Annotated in this window: 12 protein-coding genes; 4 read left to right on the top strand and 8 right to left on the bottom strand. The window is 69.8% G+C overall.

All coding sequences use genetic code 11. From position 1 onward, the window contains the following. Positions 1–192 precede the first annotated feature (192 nt). Positions 193–1092 carry a LysR family transcriptional regulator gene (locus D7Y13_RS23800; RefSeq protein ID WP_120536009.1) on the top strand — a complete coding sequence of 300 codons (900 nt, stop codon included), beginning with the start codon at positions 193–195 and terminating at the stop codon, positions 1090–1092. Positions 1093–1125: 33 nt separating this feature from the next. Here the strand turns inward: D7Y13_RS23800 and rsmB are convergent, their stop codons facing one another. The 4 genes from rsmB to D7Y13_RS23780 are packed head-to-tail and all read right to left on the bottom strand — an operon-like array spanning position 1126 to position 5016. Continuing rightward, positions 1126–2442, bottom strand: coding sequence for a 16S rRNA (cytosine(967)-C(5))-methyltransferase RsmB (rsmB, locus tag D7Y13_RS23795; RefSeq protein WP_120536010.1), 1317 nt, complete (start codon positions 2440–2442; stop codon positions 1126–1128). After that, entirely contained in the window at positions 2439–3398 is a 960-nt protein-coding gene (locus tag D7Y13_RS23790; RefSeq protein ID WP_199732891.1) for a type II 3-dehydroquinate dehydratase, read from the bottom strand. The genes rsmB and D7Y13_RS23790 overlap by 4 nt, the downstream gene beginning before the upstream one ends. A gap of 52 nt (positions 3399–3450) precedes the next feature. After that, positions 3451–4386, bottom strand: a complete 936-nt coding sequence (gene fmt, locus D7Y13_RS23785) for a methionyl-tRNA formyltransferase (RefSeq protein WP_120536011.1) — start codon at positions 4384–4386, stop codon at positions 3451–3453. A 39-nt stretch (positions 4387–4425) separates the two neighbouring features. Next, entirely contained in the window at positions 4426–5016 is a 591-nt protein-coding gene (locus tag D7Y13_RS23780; RefSeq protein ID WP_120536012.1) for a signal protein, read from the bottom strand. A gap of 109 nt (positions 5017–5125) precedes the next feature. Here D7Y13_RS23780 and D7Y13_RS23775 point away from each other — a divergent pair, with 109 nt between their 5' ends. Continuing rightward, positions 5126–6721: a HEAT repeat domain-containing protein gene (locus tag D7Y13_RS23775; RefSeq protein WP_120536017.1), complete on the top strand. Its 1596-nt coding sequence runs from the start codon at positions 5126–5128 to the stop codon at positions 6719–6721. On the opposite strand, the gene D7Y13_RS23770 is transcribed toward D7Y13_RS23775, so the two are convergent. Together D7Y13_RS23770 and rpsD are read right to left on the bottom strand one after the other, a co-directional pair. Beyond that, positions 6702–8897, bottom strand: coding sequence for an FUSC family protein (locus D7Y13_RS23770; protein WP_120585092.1), 2196 nt, complete (start codon positions 8895–8897; stop codon positions 6702–6704). The genes D7Y13_RS23775 and D7Y13_RS23770 overlap by 20 nt on opposite strands. Positions 8898–9009: 112 nt before the next feature. Further along, complete coding sequence (gene rpsD, locus D7Y13_RS23765) at positions 9010–9642, bottom strand: 30S ribosomal protein S4 (RefSeq protein ID WP_120536014.1); 633 nt, start codon at positions 9640–9642, stop codon at positions 9010–9012. A 342-nt stretch (positions 9643–9984) separates the two neighbouring features. Between rpsD and D7Y13_RS23760 the strand changes: the two genes are divergently transcribed. Next, complete coding sequence (locus tag D7Y13_RS23760; protein WP_120585091.1) at positions 9985–11769, top strand: M4 family metallopeptidase; 1785 nt, start codon at positions 9985–9987, stop codon at positions 11767–11769. 77 nt (positions 11770–11846) lie between these two features. Here D7Y13_RS23760 and D7Y13_RS23755 read toward each other — a convergent pair whose 3' ends face one another. Both D7Y13_RS23755 and D7Y13_RS23750 read right to left on the bottom strand, forming a co-directional pair. Next, positions 11847–14201 carry an arylsulfatase gene (locus D7Y13_RS23755; protein WP_120585093.1) on the bottom strand — a complete coding sequence of 785 codons (2355 nt, stop codon included), beginning with the start codon at positions 14199–14201 and terminating at the stop codon, positions 11847–11849. Between the two features lie 206 nt (positions 14202–14407). Further along, complete coding sequence (locus D7Y13_RS23750) at positions 14408–15442, bottom strand: aldo/keto reductase (RefSeq protein WP_120536019.1); 1035 nt, start codon at positions 15440–15442, stop codon at positions 14408–14410. A 174-nt stretch (positions 15443–15616) separates the two neighbouring features. On the opposite strand from D7Y13_RS23750, the gene D7Y13_RS23745 reads away from it, so the two are divergent. Next, on the top strand, positions 15617–17058 hold a 1442-nt coding region (locus tag D7Y13_RS23745), incomplete at its 3' end, for an ABC transporter ATP-binding protein (RefSeq protein WP_147452480.1).

Below are 17058 nucleotides of genomic sequence, written 5' to 3'. Positions count from 1 at the left end.
GAGTTCGTCGGCAGCGTCAGATGTCTATAAGAGACAGCCAGCGCTTGAGACGTTGAGAGCCTTCACCCGGACCGCCTTGCCGCGATGCACAGCAGGCAGGCACTTTTTGCCTTCAGGTCATTTTCGCACACTGGGTAGACCTCCTAATTACTACTGGCCCAGCCATTAGGTTTGGGGGTAGGAGACGGCCTCATGCAGCTCGAATCATTGAAGATGTTCTGTGACGTGGTCGAGACGGGCTCGTTCTCGCGCGCGGCGCAGCTCAATCACGTGACGCAGTCGGCGGTGAGCCAGCAGATTCGCGCGCTGGAGAACCGCTATGAACAAAAGCTGCTCTCGCGCAGTGCGCGTCAGGTGACGCCCACGCCCGCGGGCGAGCGGCTGTTCCGGGGCTGCAAGGAGATATTGGCGCGCTTCGCGGAGGTGGAGCAGGAGATCCGCGAGCAGGCCACGGAGGTCGCGGGCGCGACCACGGTGTCCACCATCTACTCGGTGGGCCTGCACGAATTGAACGCGGTGCAGAAGCAGCTGTTGAAGACGCACCCCAAGGTCAACATGCGCCTGAACTACCGGCGCAATGATCAGGTCTACGACGACGTCATCCTGGGCGCGGCGGAGATTGGCATCGTGGCCTATCCGCAGCCGCGCGCGGGCGTGGACATCCTCCCGTTCCGCGACGACAAGCTGGCGGTGGTGTGCGCGCCCAACCACCCGTTCGCCACGAAGACGAAGGTGAGCGTCACGGCGCTGTCGGGCGTGCCCTTCATCGCCTTCGACCGCGAGGCGCCCACGCGCAAGGCGTTGGACCGCCTGTTCCGCGAGAAGAACATCGACATCAATCCGGTGATGGAGATGGACAACGTGGAGACCATCAAGCGCGCGGTGGAGATGGGCCTGGGCGTGGCCATCCTCCCGCTCGCCACGGCCCACGCGGAGATCAAGGCCTCCTCGCTGGTCGCGAAGCCCTTCGCCGAGGGGCCGGTGTCGCGCCCCATCGGTCTGCTCATCCGCAAGGGCAAGTACCTGGACCGCGCGTCCGCCGCCGTGCTGGAGGCCTTCAAGCAGGCCGCCCTGATTCCGCACGACGACTGACGCAGGCGTTGAAGTCCCTCGCCCGGCGCGCGCTCAGTACATCTTGCGCAGCCGGGCGGCGAAGAAGCCGTCGTAGCCCTCCGGTCCGGGCAGCGTGCGCAGCCACGCCTGGGCCAGCGGCAGCTTGAGGCCGGGCAGCACGGGCGGCTCCGCCGTCCACTCCGGGTGGCTGCGCAGGAACATGTCCACCTGGTCCTGCCCCTCCTGCGGCTCCGGCGTGCACACCGCGTACACCAGCAGGCCCCCGGGCGGCACCGCTTCCTGGCAGTTCTCCAGGATGCGCCGCTGGAGCGTGGCCAGCCGGGACACGTCCTCCTCCTTGCGGCGGTAGCGCAGTTCCGGGTGCCGGCGCAGCGTGCCCAGGCCTGAACAGGGCGCATCCACCACCACCGCGTGGAATTCGCCCCAGGCCTCCGGGAACGGCTCCGCCGCGTCGTGCGCGAAGGCCTTCAGCCGGCCGGACAGCCCCAGCCGCTGGGCCTCCGCGTCAATCTTGCGCAGCTTGTTGGCGTGCAGGTCCACCGCCACCACGTCGTGCGTCTCCGCCTGATGGCAGGCCTTGCCGCCTGGCGCGGCGCACGCGTCCAGCACGCGCGCGGACTCCGGAATCTGGCCGTAGACGCCCACGAGCTGCGCGGCCTCGTCCTGCACCTGCCACAGCCCTTCGGCGTAGCCGTACAGGTCCTCCACCCGGCCCACGGGCGGCAGGATGATGCCCACCGGCGAGGACTCCGTGGGGCGCGCGTCCACGCCCACTTCCTTCAGCTGGGCGAGCAGCGCGTCGCGCGTCACCTTGGACGTATTGGCGCGCACCACCACCGCGGGCGGCAGGTTGTTGGCCACCAGCATCGCCTCGGCGCGCTCGCGGCCGAACTGGCGGATCCACCGCTCCACCAGCCAGCGCGGATGGCTTTCGCGCACGGACAGGTACTCCACCGGGTCCTTCTGGGACGGCAGCGGAGGGGAGGGCAGCTCCGACAGCTTGCGCAGGATGGCGTTGGTGAAGCCCGCCGCGCGCGCGAGGCCCACGTCCTTGAGGGCCTGCACCGTCTCCGCCACGGCGGCCCGCGCGGGCACGCGGGTGTGGAAGAGCTGGTAGGCGCCGACGCGCAGCGCGGCCAGCACCTTGTCCTCCAGCGCGTCCAGCTTGCGGTCCGCGAAGCGGGTGATGGCGTAGTCCAGCGCCATCTGCCGCCGGGTGGCCCCGTAGGTCAGCTCCGTGACGAGCGACGCGTCGCGGGGGTCCTTGGGCGGGTGTTCCGACAGCGCCGTGTCCAGCACGACGTTGAGGTAGGCGTCCGTGGCGCGCACGCGCGCGAGGATGTTGATGGCGAGGGTACGGGCGTTCATCCTTCTTCCAGCCGGGTCATCAAATCCACCAGTTGCTCGTCCGACATCCGCGTCGCGGGCAGATGGGACAGGGTGAGGCTCTGGAGACTGTCCTCCAGGAGGTCGCGGTGGCCACTCTCCGCGGGTTCGCCACGCTGGACCTGCTGATACTTCGCGCGTGCCCAGGTGGCCAGCTCCGCATCACTCAGTCTTCCGGCCAGCCGGTCCGCGATCTTCTGGCGCACGAGCGCCCGGGTGAGCAGGTCCGACGCGGGCGTGGCCCCCGCCTTCACCGCGCGGCCCAGCGTCTTGCCCGCCCTGCCCTCTGTCTTCGCGTCGGAGGACGTCGTGGACTTGCGGCCCAGCGTCTTCAGGTGCCCGCCCGCCTCCACCGTGCGCGCCAGCGAGCGCGCGGGAGCCGCCAGCGGCGTGGGGTCCGACGTGCCGCCCTTGAGCGGGTGCACCCGGCCCACCAGCTTGGGCGTCGGGCGGGACGTGCCCTCCGACTGCGCGCCCTTGCCCTTGCGGCGGCCCAGCGTCTTCACGGGGCCCGGGATGGCGGGGTTGAAGATGCCGCTCGCGAAGGTCTCCAGCGCCTGGAGGTAGGGGTCGAAGCCGTGCAGGCCCAGCACCTGCATCGCGCACGCCTCGGCGACGATGGACTCGCGGGCGGGGGGCTTGAGCAGCACCTCGATGGCGGGCAGGCCCACCGCCTCCAGCGCCTCCTTCAGCGCGTAGGACGTGAAGTAGCCCGCCGGGTTGATGACGATGCCCTCCACGTGCTTGCGCTCGGCGTGCAGCGTGTCGATGAGGACGCCCTCGTGGTTGGACTGGACGATCTTCAGCTCCAGGCCCAGCGCCTTCGCCTTCTCGCGCAGCGCCGCGTCGAGGTCCGCCAGGCTGCCCCCTGCGAGGTCCTCGCGCTCGCCCAGGAGGTTGAGATTCGGTCCGTGCAACACCAGCAGCTTCATGCCCATCGATGGAGACTCCCTCGGCTTCGATGATTCCATGCGGCGCTCGGGGGCGCGCTCACGACGAGAACGGCTGACTGCCCGGCTGCAGTTTGTGGCCGGAGAGGAAATCCGCCGCGCGCATCACCCGCTTGCCCTCTGGCTGGACGTCCAGGAAGACGAGCGAGCCCTCGCCACACGCCACCTCGATGCCGTCCGGCCCCGCGGACAACACCGCGCCGGGCTCACCCTTTCCCGAGGCGGGCCGCATGCGGTGCACCTTGAAGACCTTGCCTGACAGCAGCGTGTACGCGCCGGGCCACGGCGTGAAGGCCCGCAGGCGCCGGTCCAGCTCCACCGCGGACTTCGCGAAGTCCAGCTTCGCGTCCTCCTTGTCGATGATGGGCGCCAGCACCATGCCCTCGGACGGCTGGGGCGTGGGCGTCAATTCCCCGCTCAGGTAGCGTGGAAGAGATTCGCGGAGCAGCTCTCCGCCCAGCGCGGCCAGCTTCGGGTACAGCGTGGCGCTCGTTTCGTCCGGGGCGATGGGCAGCCGCTTCGTCGCCAGCATGGGGCCCGTGTCCAGGCCTTCGTCCATCACCATCAGCGTGACGCCCGTCTCCGTGTCCCCGTGCGCGATGGCCCACTGGATGGGCGCGGCGCCCCGGAAGCGCGGCAGGAGCGACCCATGCACGTTGACGCAGCCCTTCACCGGAAGGGCCAGCAGGTCCTTGGGCAATATCTTCCCGTAGGCCGTCACCACGCAGACGTCGGGCGCGTACTGGCGCAGCTCGTCCACGAAGGGTGGCGTGCGCAGCTTCTGCGGCTGGAGCACCGGGAGGCCCCTCTCCAGCGCGCGCTCCTTCACGGGCGACGCGATGGGGGCGCCGCTGCGGCCCTTGGGCTTGTCCGGCTGGGTGACGACGGCCACGACGTCGCCCACGTCGAAGCAGGCCTCCAGCGAGGCCACGGCGAACTCGGGCGTGCCCATGAAGACGATGCGGGGTCGGCTCATTGTGAAGGGAATCCCTTGGGAAGATGGATGCGGTGGCGCTCAGGCCACGGACTTGAAGGTGGCGGGCGGCGCGGACGTATCCACCGCCTGCCGCTTGCGGGCGCGCAGGGACTCCAGCGTGGCCAGGGCCTCGCGCGCCTCGGGCGTGGTGCCCAGGTCCTTGAGCACCGACAGCGCCTGCTCCAGCGCCAGGGCCTCGTCGGCCTCGCGCTGACGGATGCGGTCCACCGCCTCGCTGAAGCGCCCGAAGAAGGCTCTCAGCTCATCCTTGCGCCGCAGGGGACGCAGGCGCGGATAGCGGCCGGCCGCGAGCGCCGCGACGTAGAGGCTCATCACGTGGACGGGTCCCGCCACACGGTGCGTGAAGAGCAGGCCGAACAGGCCCAGGGCGATGCCCATGCCCACGGTGCCCATGCCGGTGAGCCACCAGAGCGTCTCCTCGCCTGAGAGCCCGCCGTCGGCGGACATCCCCAGGGCCTGGTTGGCGAGCACGCCGAACAGCAGCATGCTCCCCGCCCCCATCCCCGTGAGCAGCAGGATGTATTTGAGCTGGAACGCCCGGTCGAGCAGGTACGTCCGGCGCAGGATGTTCGGACGCGACGCGTTACGACTGTCTTCAGCGAGGGCCATGTCGTTGACCAGCGTACCCCAGGAGTCGGGGGAGGTTTGCGTCCTTCGACACGTCAGGTCTACACCCGACGGCAGCGCAGACTTTTGGACGCAAAGGAGCCCCATGCCCATGTCCCGCTCATTCGTCGCCCTGTCCCTGACGGTGTCCTGCCTGACGTTTGGAGGCTGCACGAAGCAGGACCCGAAAACGCCGGAGTACTGGCAGTCCAGCCTGGAGGGGGCCAAACGCCCGGATGACCGCGTGCGAGTCATTGAGTCGATGCGCACATCCGGCAACGTGAACGAAGCCTTCCTGCCCTTCCTCCACGCGCGGCTGGCGTCGGAGCGCAAGCCGGAGGTGAAGGCGGCGGTGGCGCGGACGCTGGGGGATCTGCACCACCCGTCCTCGCTGGAGCCGCTGACGGCGGCCATTGATCCGTCCGCCAGCGATTCGTCCGAGCAGCAGGTGAACAAGGCCATCGTCGGCGCGCTGGGCAAGATTGGGGATGCGCGCGCGGTGCCGTCGCTGGTGCCGCTCTTGCGCAACAAGGACAACTACACGCGCATCGAGGCCGTGCAGGTGCTGGGCGCGCTGAAGGCGAAGCCGGCGGTGGATTCGCTCATCGCGATGGCGACGGACGAGGCCGCGGAGCCCTTCCTCAACAAGAAGGCCATCGAGGCGCTGGGGCAGATTGGCGACCCGCGCGCCATCCCCGCGCTCTTGCGCACGCTGACGAAGGAGCGCCGGGGCGTGTCCTTCTACGTGGAGAGCAGCTTCGCGCTGTACCAGATGGGCGCGCCCGCGGCGGATGCGCTCCTGCCGGCGCTGGAGGGCAAGGACGCGGAGCTGCTCACGTGGGCCAAGGCCCAGGGCGTCAACCCGGCCAGCTACCCGATGAAGGTCGCGCAGGTGCTGGGGGATTTGCGGGAGAAGCGCGCGGTGGCGCCGCTGGTGAAGCAGTTGTCGTTCACGCACTCGGATCCGCAGATTCAGGCGCTGGTGCGGATGCAGGCGGCGGATTCGCTCGGGCGGATGCGCGCGCCGGAGGCGGTGAAGCCGCTGTCGGTGCTCGTCTCGGAGCCGGACCCCACGGTGCGGGATGTCTATGTGCGGGCGCTGTCACTGGTGGGCAGCCGCGACGCGCTCCCCGCGCTGGAGAAGGCGGCGGGCAGCCCGGACTGGTACGCGCGGGAGGTGGCGCTGAAGGGCATCGCGCTCATCGGGGATGCGCGTGAACAGCCGATGCTGGCGAAGCTGGCCGCCGCGGAGCCCGCGCGGACGGCGTCCGACTGCAAGGTGACGGGCGAGGAAGGCTGCGAGGACGCGGCGGCGCTGGGCAAGAAGCGCGCGGACCTCATCCTGGGCCATGGCGCGGTGCTGGAGGCGGCGCAGGCCTGTACCGGCAACGCGGGCTGCTGGTCGCAGCGGCTGCCCAAGGCGGACGCGGTGATGCTGGAGCGCGCGGCGCTGGAGCTGGGCCGCTCGGGCGCGGCGGACCAGGGCCCGACGCTGGCCACGCGGCTCACCGAGAAGAACACCGAGGCGCGCGCCACGGTCATCCAGGCGGTGGACTGGCTGACGGATGAGCCCGCCGCCGCGAAGAAGCTGCGCGAGGCGTCGCTGCCCGCCCTGCGCAAGCAACTGGAGGACGAGAAGGGCAACACGAACTTCGTGCGCGTCAACGAGGACCTGCGCCGGCTGCTCATCAAGCTGGAACGGGTCTGACGTCGGCCTCCGCCGCACGCAGGGCTGGCGGCATGCGCTCCACCGCGTGGTGGAGCACACCCAACTGCCGCACCAGCCGTGACACCTGCGTGCGCTCCAGTGCGTCCGCGCCTTCCACGGGAGGCGCCTCGCGCTTGAGCCCACCCGGCGCGCGGCGGGCCACCAGCGCCGAGGCCAGCTCCTCCAGCGCGTCCGACACGTAGCGCATCACCGGCCCCAGGTCCGACGTCGGGTGCCAGGCCCGGCTCGCCGCCAGCGCCGTCACCGCCGCCGTGAGGCGCCTCGCGAAGGTGATGAGCGCCATGCCGGGCTCCAGCTCCTTCGCGGGGCCCTTCCACTCGCCGAGCAGGCGCTGGAACGACGCCTCCGCCGACAAGAGCGCCACGCCCACCTTGCGCCGCGCCTCGCGCAGGTCCGACTCCTTCGGCACCGGCGTGCGCGCCACCTCCCGGAAGTAGTCCCGATCCGCCCGCAGCACGGAGGCCACCTCCTCCGGGAAGCGCGCGTGTTCGGGACTCGGCCACAACAGGCGGATGCCCAGCAGCGCCAATGCGCCCCCCAGCAACGTGTTGAGGATGCGCACCCCCGCGAGCTGCCAGTCCCCCGTCTGGATTTCGGCGAGCAGCACCAGCGCGGGCGCCAGCAGCACCTGGAAGACGGTGAAGTTCAGCGGCCGCACGCTCACCGACACGCAGATGAGCACCACGATGATCGCGAGCATCATCCACCGCTCCGGCAGCACGTGCACCAGCCCCATCGCCAGCACGCTGCCCAGCAGCGTCCCCGCCACGCGTTGCAGCCCCTTCTCCGTCGTGAGGCCCGCGTAGGGCTGCAGCACGACGATGACGGTGATGGTCACCCAGTACCAGTGATTGAGCCCCAGCCCTTCCGCCAGCGCCGTCGCCACCGTGGCGGTGAGACCCAGCCGCAGCGCGTGCCGGAAGACGACGGACTCCGGCGTCAGGTGGTCGCCCAGCACCGCCCACCATGCGCGCGACTGGCCCGGGTCCATGGAGAAGGGCTTCGTGTCGCGCTCCGGCAGGGGCCCGCCGCGCTCCAGCCGGGAGGCCACGTCCACCGCCACGGCGCTGTGTTCGCGCACGCGCCCCAGCAGGCCCGCGAGGTGCGCGTACTGGGAGCGCGCCGGCTCCGGCAGTCCCCCGTCCGCCTGGAGCACGCGCGTCACCGCCTCCACGTCCCATGAGGCCGGCACCGGCACGGTGCCCCGCACCAGCGCTCCCGCCACGCCCCGCAGGTCCACCGCCAGCGAGCGCAACGCGCGCTGTGCCTCCTGGCGTGCCTGGCGGCAGGCCCCTTCGCGCGGCGCCTCGTCCAGCGACTCCGACATCGCGGTGAGCAGCAGCGACATTGCGTCCGCGTCCTCCAGCAGCACCAGCAGGTGCTCGCCGCGTCCGCTCTCCTCCTGCCGCCCCTGGCGCGTGGCGCCCAACGTGGCGCGCGCCGTCTCCAGCGACTGCCGCACGCGCGCGGCCCGCTGCACCGCATCCCACGTCCCCACCCGGGACGGCCCTTCCAACGGCCAGACCGCCACCGCCTCCGCGACGCTCGCCAGCTCCTCGTAGCAGTTGGCGATGGCGAGCCGCGCCGGGCGGTAGGGCCTGAGCGGCCACAGCACCAGCGCCAGGAACATGGACCACAGGCCGCCCGCCACGAAGAACACCGCCTGCAGCAGCACCGCCTTCGGACTGTGCACGGGCAGCGCCAGCGACACCACGAACAGGTTCGCCAGCAGCATCCCCAGGATGCCCGGCGTGTCCCCGTAGCAGCGCGCGAAGCCGCACGCCGTCACCCAGAAGAACGTCAGCCCCACATCCACCCAGAGGGGACTGGGCAGCGCGATGATGAACCCCACCAGCGCGCCCAGCACCGTCATCGCGCCCATGGCCTGGGCCCGCGTGCGGTACGGCCCGCCCTTGTCCACCAGCGCCACGAACAACCCCGCCATGCCCGCCCACGACGCCTGCGGCATCTGCAGGAGCGCGGACACCAGCAGCGGGACGCCCAACGCCAGCCCCGTGCGCAGACCCGCCGCCACCGCGGGCCGGCCCGGCTGGAAGCGGAAGAGGCCGGCGACATGACGGGGCAGGTGTCCCCGGGCCGAACGCCCGCGCGGTGCCACCCACCCTTCCGTCGCCTCGCCCCCGTCCCCGCGCATCCTGCCCGCTCCTCCCTGGAAGAGGTCCTTGGGGAAGATGGGATGCGCGGGCGCGTCGGGCCGCCCCTGCCTGCCCGCATGCCTCGCGGGCGGGCGGAGGCGCGCCGGTGCATCAGCTGCGCTGCGCGTAGTACTCGACGATGAACGGCTCGTTCACGTCCACGGGGATCTCCTCACGCTCCGGCAGGCGCACGAAGCGCATGCCCTCCCCCGCGCCCAGCACCTGCACGTAGGCAGGCACCTGCCGGGACTTCATCCGGCCAAAGGCGTCCTGCACCGCCGTCAGCTTCAGGTGCGCGGGATGGAAGCGCACCTCGTTGCCCGGCTTGAGCCGGATGCTGGGGATGTCCGCCTTGCGGCCGTCCACCTGGAAGTAGCCGTGGCGCACGAACTGCCGCGCCTGCCGGATGCTCGTCGCCAGGCCCGCGCGCAGCACCAGCGCGTCCAGCCGGCTCTCCAACAACTGCATCAGCACCTTGCCGGTGTTGCCCGGCGACCGGCGCGCTTCCAGGAAGGCGCTGCGGCACTGCTTCTCCAGCAGGCCGTAGTGCAGCTTCAGCTTCTGCTTCTCCCGCAGCCGCTGCGCGAAGTCGCTCACCGACGTGCGCGCCGTCGCGCCGTGCTGCCCGGGCGGATACGGCCGCCGCAACACCGGGTCCTTGTCGGGGTCCTTCGCGCTGATGCGCGACAGGGGGATGCCCAACCGCCGACACATCTTCCCTCGCGGTCCCAGTTCACGTGCCACGGCGTGTCCTCCGTCCTACCTGTTGGCTCGAGCCAAGTTGAAGTTGATAATCACTATCAATTTCAATACCCACAAAGGGAGCGGGCGGTCAAGCTTCCAGCCACTGGGGGTGGGTGGACGGCGGGCCAGGAAGCGCTCGAAAATGAACCGAAATACAGCCCCGCGGGTCACCTCCCTACCGGTCGGAAGGTTCTTTTGCGGGAAATGTGGGACGAATACTTCATCAATAAAATCATACACTTAAGCCCATAAACCCCCTGTCAGGATTCAGCCCACACGCAACCTTCGGGCGGCTGACACGAGAATCAATTTGTAAGTCTTCTTCCCCCCGAGAAAACCACCATGGCTCTTCGCACCGACCTCTCGAAGCCCGCCGTCATCCCCTCCCAGCGCACGGACACGAAGGCGACGAACACCGTCGCGAAGCCCACGGGCCCGGTGGGCATGAGCTCCCAGTCCAGCTTCAGCGCGGGCGCGCCCAGCAAGGCGAAGGCGGCGGTGGCGCTCAACGGCGTGGGCACGAAGGTGACGCCGGGTCCGGTGGACCTGAGCAGCCCCCAGGCGCAGCAGGCCGTGCAGCAGACGGTGTCGTACGTGAACCAGAAGAACCCGCAGCTGTCCGGCATCACCGGCGGCGCGTCGTTCTCTCCCCGGTCCGTGGAGCGCGACCAGCTGGGCATGACGCACGTGCGCCTGGACCGCATGCACGAGGGCGTGAAGGTCTCCGGTGAGCAGGTCATCGGCCACCTGGACGCGAAGGGCCAGTTCGACAGCCTCACGGGCAACGTGTCCGAAATCCCGGTGGGCCTGGGCAAGGCGCCCACGAAGCTGACCGCGAAGGACGCGCTGGCGACGGCGCAGAAGGACTTCAACGGCACCACGACGCGCCAGCCCACCGTGGAGCGCGAAATCGTGAAGGGCAAGGACGGCCAGTACCGCGCGGCCTTCCACGTGACGCTGACGGACACGTCGGTGGGCAACGGCAAGGAGCCCCGCTCGATGAACTACTTCATCGACGCGAACACCGGCGAGTCCATCAAGCAGTTCAACACCATCAGCCACGCGGAGCGCCCGGGCGCCACCCGCGCGGGCGGCAGCTCGGCGCCGTCGAAGACGCCCGCCCCCACCACCGGTGACAAGGCCCGGGGCACGGGCGTCGTGGACGACACGACGATGTACAGCGGCAAGGTGGACCTCTCCACGACGAAGAACAAGGACGGCACGTTCTCCCTGGAGGACAAGACGCGCGGCAAGGGCATCGTGACGTACGACGCGAAGAACCAGGAGAACGCGTCGGGCACCACGGCCTTCACCGACAAGAACGACGTCTGGGGCGAGAAGACCGACCCCGCGCGCGCCGCCACCGCCGTGGACGCGCACTACGGCGCGGAGATGACGTACGACTTCTACAAGGACATCCTCGGCCGCGACTCCATCGACGGCAAGGGCGAGAAGCTCGTCTCCTACGTGCACACCGACGTGAACCTGGTGAACGCGTTCTGGGACGGCGAGAAGATGAGCTACGGCGACGGCGACGGGAAGGACTCCGGCCCGCTCACCACGCTGGACATCGCCGGCCACGAAATCAGCCACGGCCTCACCGAGCGCACCGCGGGCCTGGAGTACGAGGGCGAGTCCGGCGGCCTCAATGAGTCCTTCAGCGACATCATGGGCGCGGGCGTGGAGTGGTACGCCAGCCAGAAGAACAGCGCGGTGAAGTCCGACTGGGCCGTGGGCGAGGACGCGTGGACGCCCAAGAACGGCGACAACACGGACGCCCTCCGCTACATGAACGACCCGACGTCGGACGGGTACTCCATCGACAACTACAAGAACTTCCCGAAGATGACGGAAGTCCACGGCTCCAGCGGCATCGCCAACAACGCCTTCTACCTGCTCACCGAGGGCGGCAAGAACAAGACGTCCGGCCTGGAAGTGAAGGACGGCATCGGCATGGAGAAGAGCCTGAAGATCTTCGGCCGCGCCCTCACCACGTACATGACGCCGCAGACGAACTTCTCCGAGGCCCGCGCCGCCACCGTGAAGTCCGCCACCGACCTGTACGGCAAGGACTCCGTCGAAGTGAAGAAGGTCCAGGACGCCTGGACCGCCGTCGGCGTGAAGTAGTCACCCTCGTTTCGAGGCCCGGACGGGCGTTCCCCCTCCCGTCCGGGCCTGTCGTTCGCTGTCACGGCTTCAAGGCCTCACTGCTTCGCCATCGCCACCTTCTGCTCCGACTTCGCGTCGCGGAGGTGCTTGCCGGAGACGTCCACCGTCACCTGGAAGAGCGTGCCGGTGAACTCGAAGGGCGCGGCGTAGAGCTTGCTCACGGAGGAGCTCTCATCCCGGCCGCACGTCAGCCCCTCTCCCAGACTGAGGATGAGCGGCATGGTGGCGGAGATGTCGCTCTGGGCCACCAGGTCGTCGTTGATGTAGAGCCGGCCCCGTCCTGGCGCGCCCCGCCCCGCCTTCAGGTCGGGCTTGCCGGTGGGCTCGAAGGAGAACTTCAACTCCGAGCGCCCCAGCGGCACGTCCACCGCCGACTCGATGTGGAACTCCTGTTCGCCGACGAAGTTGTAGACGTAGTGCAGCTTCCCGTCCTGGACGAAGAAGGTGTAGCCGCCGGTGAGGCCGCCATGGCACAGCAGCACCCCTTCCGCCTCGCCGCTCAGGTCCACCTCGGCGGTGATGGTGTGGGGGCGGTTGAGCACGTGAACGGCCGCGTTCTCTGGCGTGGGTGAGGTGCGCGGGCGGTACACGTAGCGCTTGCGGTCCTGGGTGATCTGCGGCCGCTCCTGCGCGAACACGGCGCGCGTCGGCGACGCGAGCGGCAGCACCTGGTAGCGCCCCGCCTCCGCGTACCAGAGGGCGATCATCTCGATGAGCTTGCCCCGATGCTCCTGCGCCACGTTCTTCGTCTCGGAGGCGTCCTCGGAGACGCGGTACAGCTCCCAGCCCTGCGCATCCAGCTCGCGCAGCCGGTCCTCGGTGAGCGTCGATTCGCCGAAGCCCTCCCCGGCTTCCGTGAAGGAAGGCCCGGGGAACGGGCACACCGCGCGCCAGCCGTCGTGGTAGAGCGCGCGGTTGCTGAACATCTCGAAGTACTGGGTGTGGTGGTGGCTCTCCGCGTTCGCGTCGTTGAACGTGTGCCTGAAGCTGACGCCCTCGATGGGGGACTGGGTGACGCCCCGGATTTCAGCCAGCGGCTCCAGCCCCAGGCAGTCCAGCACCGTGGGCACCATGTCGATGGCGTGCGCGTACTGCGCGCGCACCTCGCCCTTCGCCTGGATGCCCTTGGGCCAGTGGACGAGGAACGGGTCGGTGGTGCCGCCCCGGTACACCTCCCGCTTCCAGCGGCGGAACGGCGTGTCCCCCGCCCAGGCCCAGCCCCACGGGTAGTGGTTGAAGTACTTCGGCCCGCCCAGCTCGTCGATGGCCGCCATGTTCTGCTCCAGCGACTCCGGCGTGTTGTTGAAGAACTTCAGCTCGTTGACCGAGCCGTGCGGCCCACCCTCGGCGCTGGCGCCATTGTCGGACAGCACCATGATGAGCGTGTTGTCCAACTGTCCCGTGTCCTCCAGGAACTTCAGCAGCCGCCCGATGTGGTGGTCCGTGTGCTCCAGGAAGCCCGCGAACACCTCCATCATTCGGGCGTAGAGGCGCTTCTCCTCCGGGGGCAGCGCTTCCCAGTCCTGCACGTCGGGGTCATGGCGGGACAGCTGCGTGCCCTTCGGCAACACGCCCAGCTCCAGCTGCTTCTGGAACACCTTCTGCCGGTACGCGTCCCAGCCGTCGTCGAACTGGCCCTTGTAGCGGTCCGCCCACTCCTTCGGCACGTGATGGGGCGCGTGCATGGCGCCCGTCGCGAAGTAGAGGAAGAAGGGCTTGTCGGGCGCGACCTGCTTGGTGTCCGCGATGCAGTCGATGGCCTTCTCCACGAGGTCCGGCGTGAGGTGGTAGCCCTCCTCCGGCGTCGCGGGCGCTCGGATGGCGTGGTTGTCGTGGATGAGGTCCGGGTAGTACTGGTGGGTGTCCCCGCCCAGGAAGCCGTAGAAGCGCTCGAAGCCGCGCCCCAGCGGCCAGCGCGAGTACGGCCCGGCGGCGCTCGTCTGCTCCGCGGGGGCCAGGTGCCACTTTCCAATGGCATACGTGTTGTAGCCAGCCTCCATGAGCATCTCGGAGAGCAGGCCGTTCTCGAAGGGGATGGTGCCGTTGTAGCCGGGGTAGCCGAGCGACGTCTCGGTGATGGTGGCCATCCCGTTGGAGTGGTGGTTGCGGCCGGTGAGGATGCACGAGCGCGTGGGCGAGCACAGCGCGGTGGTGTGCATGTTGTTGTAGAGCAGCCCGCCTTTCGCCAGCCGGTCCAGGTTCGGCGTGCGGATGGGCGAGCCGTAGCAGCCCAGGTGCCCGAAGCCCGTGTCATCCAGGATGATGAACAGGACGTTGGGTGCGCCGGGCTTCGAGCGCAGCGGCGCGGGCCACGCGGGGGACGACTGCTCCCAGGTACGACCGATGGTGCCGGGGAAGGGTCTGCCGGGTTTGTATTCCTTGAGGGACATGAGCGAGCGCGCCTCCACGCGAGAAGCGAAGCCCCGCCCGGCGGCCCGTGACTCCAGGGCGCGCCGACGGTGACCTCGTGAACGTGAAGTGCTCAGTCCCGGGGGAGGATGGACCTGCCCTGTGGGCGGAGGCGGGCGGACCCGGGCCCCGCCCGCCTCCTTCCATCACGATGGGCGGACAAGGCCCGTCACGGCGGGGACCGGTATCAGGTCACCGGGAAGGGGTTGCGCTCGGCGAACTGACGCTGGTGGAAGTACGGGTACGGCCAGGGCACGGAGCTGGCGGCATCCAGCGTGGCCACCTGCGCGGGCGTGAGGTTCCAGCCGATGGCGCCCAGGTTCTGGCGCAGCTGCTCCTCCGTGCGCGCGCCGATGATGACGTTGGACACGGTGGGCCGCTGGAGCACCCAGTTGAGCGCCACCTGCGGCACCGTCTTGCCCGTCTCCTTCGCGACGACGTCGAGCGCGTCCACGACCTTGTACAGGTACTCCTCCGGCACCTGCGGGCCGCCGCTCGCGGTGGCGGGGTTGTTCAGGCGGCTGGTCTCCGGGCGCGGCTGGCCCCGGCGCAGCTTGCCCGTCAGGCGGCCCCAGCCCAGCGGGCTCCACACCACCGCGCCCACCTTCTGGTCCTGCGCGAGCGGCATCAGCTCCCACTCGTAGTCGCGGCCGACGAGCGAGTAGTACGCCTGGTGGGCCACGTAGCGGGCCAGGTTGTAGCGCTCCGACACCGCGAGCGACTTCATCAGGTGCCAGCCGGAGAAGTTGGAGCAGCCGATGTAGCGGATCTTCCCCGCGCGCACGAGGTCATCCAGCGTGTTGAGCGCCTCCTCCACGGGGGTCGTCGCGTCGAAGGCGTGGAGCTGGAACAGGTCGATGTAGTCCGTCTTCAGCCGGCGCAGGGCGGCCTCCACCGCGCGGGTGATGTGGAAGCGCGAGGAGCCCACGTCGTTGGGGCCAGTGCCCGCGCGGAACGTCGCCTTGGTGGAGATGATGGCCTGGTCGCGCCGCCCCTCCAGCGCCTTGCCCAGGATCTCCTCCGCGAGCCCGGCGGAGTAGCCGTCCGCGGAGTCGAACATGTTCACGCCCGCCTCCAGCGCGATGTCCACCAGCCGCGTGGCCTCCTTCACGTCGCTGGAGCCGAAGCCCTTGAAGAACTCGCCCGAGCCGCCGAACGTGCCCGTGCCCAGACTGAGGATGGGGACCTTGAAACCCGAACCACCAAGCTGCCGGTACTCCATGACGTTCACCTCGCAACGAACCGGGATCTGGCGGCCGACGTAACGGGGCATGGTGCGTCGCGCAACCCTGTTCGCGCACCTTCATGTCCCGCGCGTCGTGCTTGATGCAGCCGGGGCGCGCGCCCATCATGCGCGCGCCTCCGCGCTCCAGGCGAAGGGGCAGGGATCCCCCACGTGAGCACGTCCGCACCCGCCTCCGGCCGCCCCGCCGGCGGCTTCGCCGCCATCCTCCGGGCCCTGCGCTACCTGCGCCGCTACCGCCTGGAGTCCCTGGGGGCCCTGCTGTCGCTGCTGCTGGTGTCGGCGGCGAACCTGGGCGCCCCGCAGATGATCCGCATCGCCATCGACCAGGGGCTCGCGCGCGGGGAGCGGCGGCCGGTGTGGCTGGCGGTGGGGGGACTGGTCGCCATCGCGCTGGGGCGGGGCCTGTTCAACTTCCTCCAGGGCTACCTGGCCGAGCGCGCGTCGCAGGGCGTGGCGTTCGACCTGCGCGACGCGCTCTTCGCGCGCATCCAGCGGCTCTCCTTCAGCTACTACGACCAGGCGCAGACGGGGCAGTTGCTCACGCGGCTCACCAGCGACGTGGAGGCGGTGCGCACCTTCGTGGGCAGCGGCGTGGTGCAGTTCGCCGCGTCGGCGGCGATGCTGGTGGGCTGCGCGGGGCTGCTGCTCTATCTGGATCCGGTGCTGGCGCTGGCGGCGCTCGGGTCCGTGGCGCCCATCCTCTTCGTGCTGCGCTCGTTCGTGACGCGGATGCGGCCGCTGTTCGGCCAGCTCCAGGCGCTGCTGGGCACGCTCAACACCACGCTCCAGGAGGACCTGCGCGGGCTGCGCGTCGTGAGGGCCTTCTCCGCCGAGGCGCGGGAGATGGCGCGCTACGGAGAGACGAACGCGAAGCTCCAGGCGCAGAACCTCAAGCTGGTGGACGCGCTGGCCAACAACTTCCCCTTCGTCACCTTCTTCTCCAACCTGGGGACGCTGATGGTGGTGGGCGTGGGCGGCTGGCGCATCTTCCACCAGCGGCTCACGCTGGGGGAGCTGGTGGCATTCAACAGCTACCTGGCCTTCCTGTTGATGCCGCTGATGACGCTGGGCTTCCTCGCGTCCAGCCTGTCGCGGGCCAGCGCCTCCGCGCTGCGCGTCTTTGAATTGCTCGACACGGCGGTGGAGGTGACGGACCGCCCGGGCGCCGTGCCGCTGCCGCCGCTCCAGGGCCGCATCGAATTGCGCGACGTGCGCTTCCGCTACGCGGGCAGCGAGCGGGAGATTCTGCGCGGGCTGAGCGTGACGCTGGAGCCCGGGCAGTTCGTGGCGGTGCTGGGGACGACGGGCTCCGGGAAGAGCACGCTCATCAACCTGCTGCCCCGCTTCTACGACGTCACCGGGGGCGCGGTGCTGCTGGACGGGCACGACGTGCGGGACGTGACGCTCGCGAGCCTGCGCTCGCAGATAGGCGTGGTGTTGCAGGACGCGCTGCTGTTCTCCGGCACGGTGCGCGACAACATCGCCTACGGCCACCCGGACGCGACGCAGGCCCAGGTGGAGGCGGCGGCGGAGGCGGCGCAGGCGGCGGAGTTCATCCGCGCGCTGCCGCAGGGCTACGACACGGTGGTGGG

Origin of the sequence: Corallococcus praedator, assembly GCF_003612125.1 — a bacterium.
In the GTDB taxonomy this organism is placed as follows: Bacteria; Myxococcota; Myxococcia; order Myxococcales; family Myxococcaceae; genus Corallococcus; species Corallococcus praedator.
This window is presented reverse-complemented; position numbering and strand designations above follow the sequence as displayed.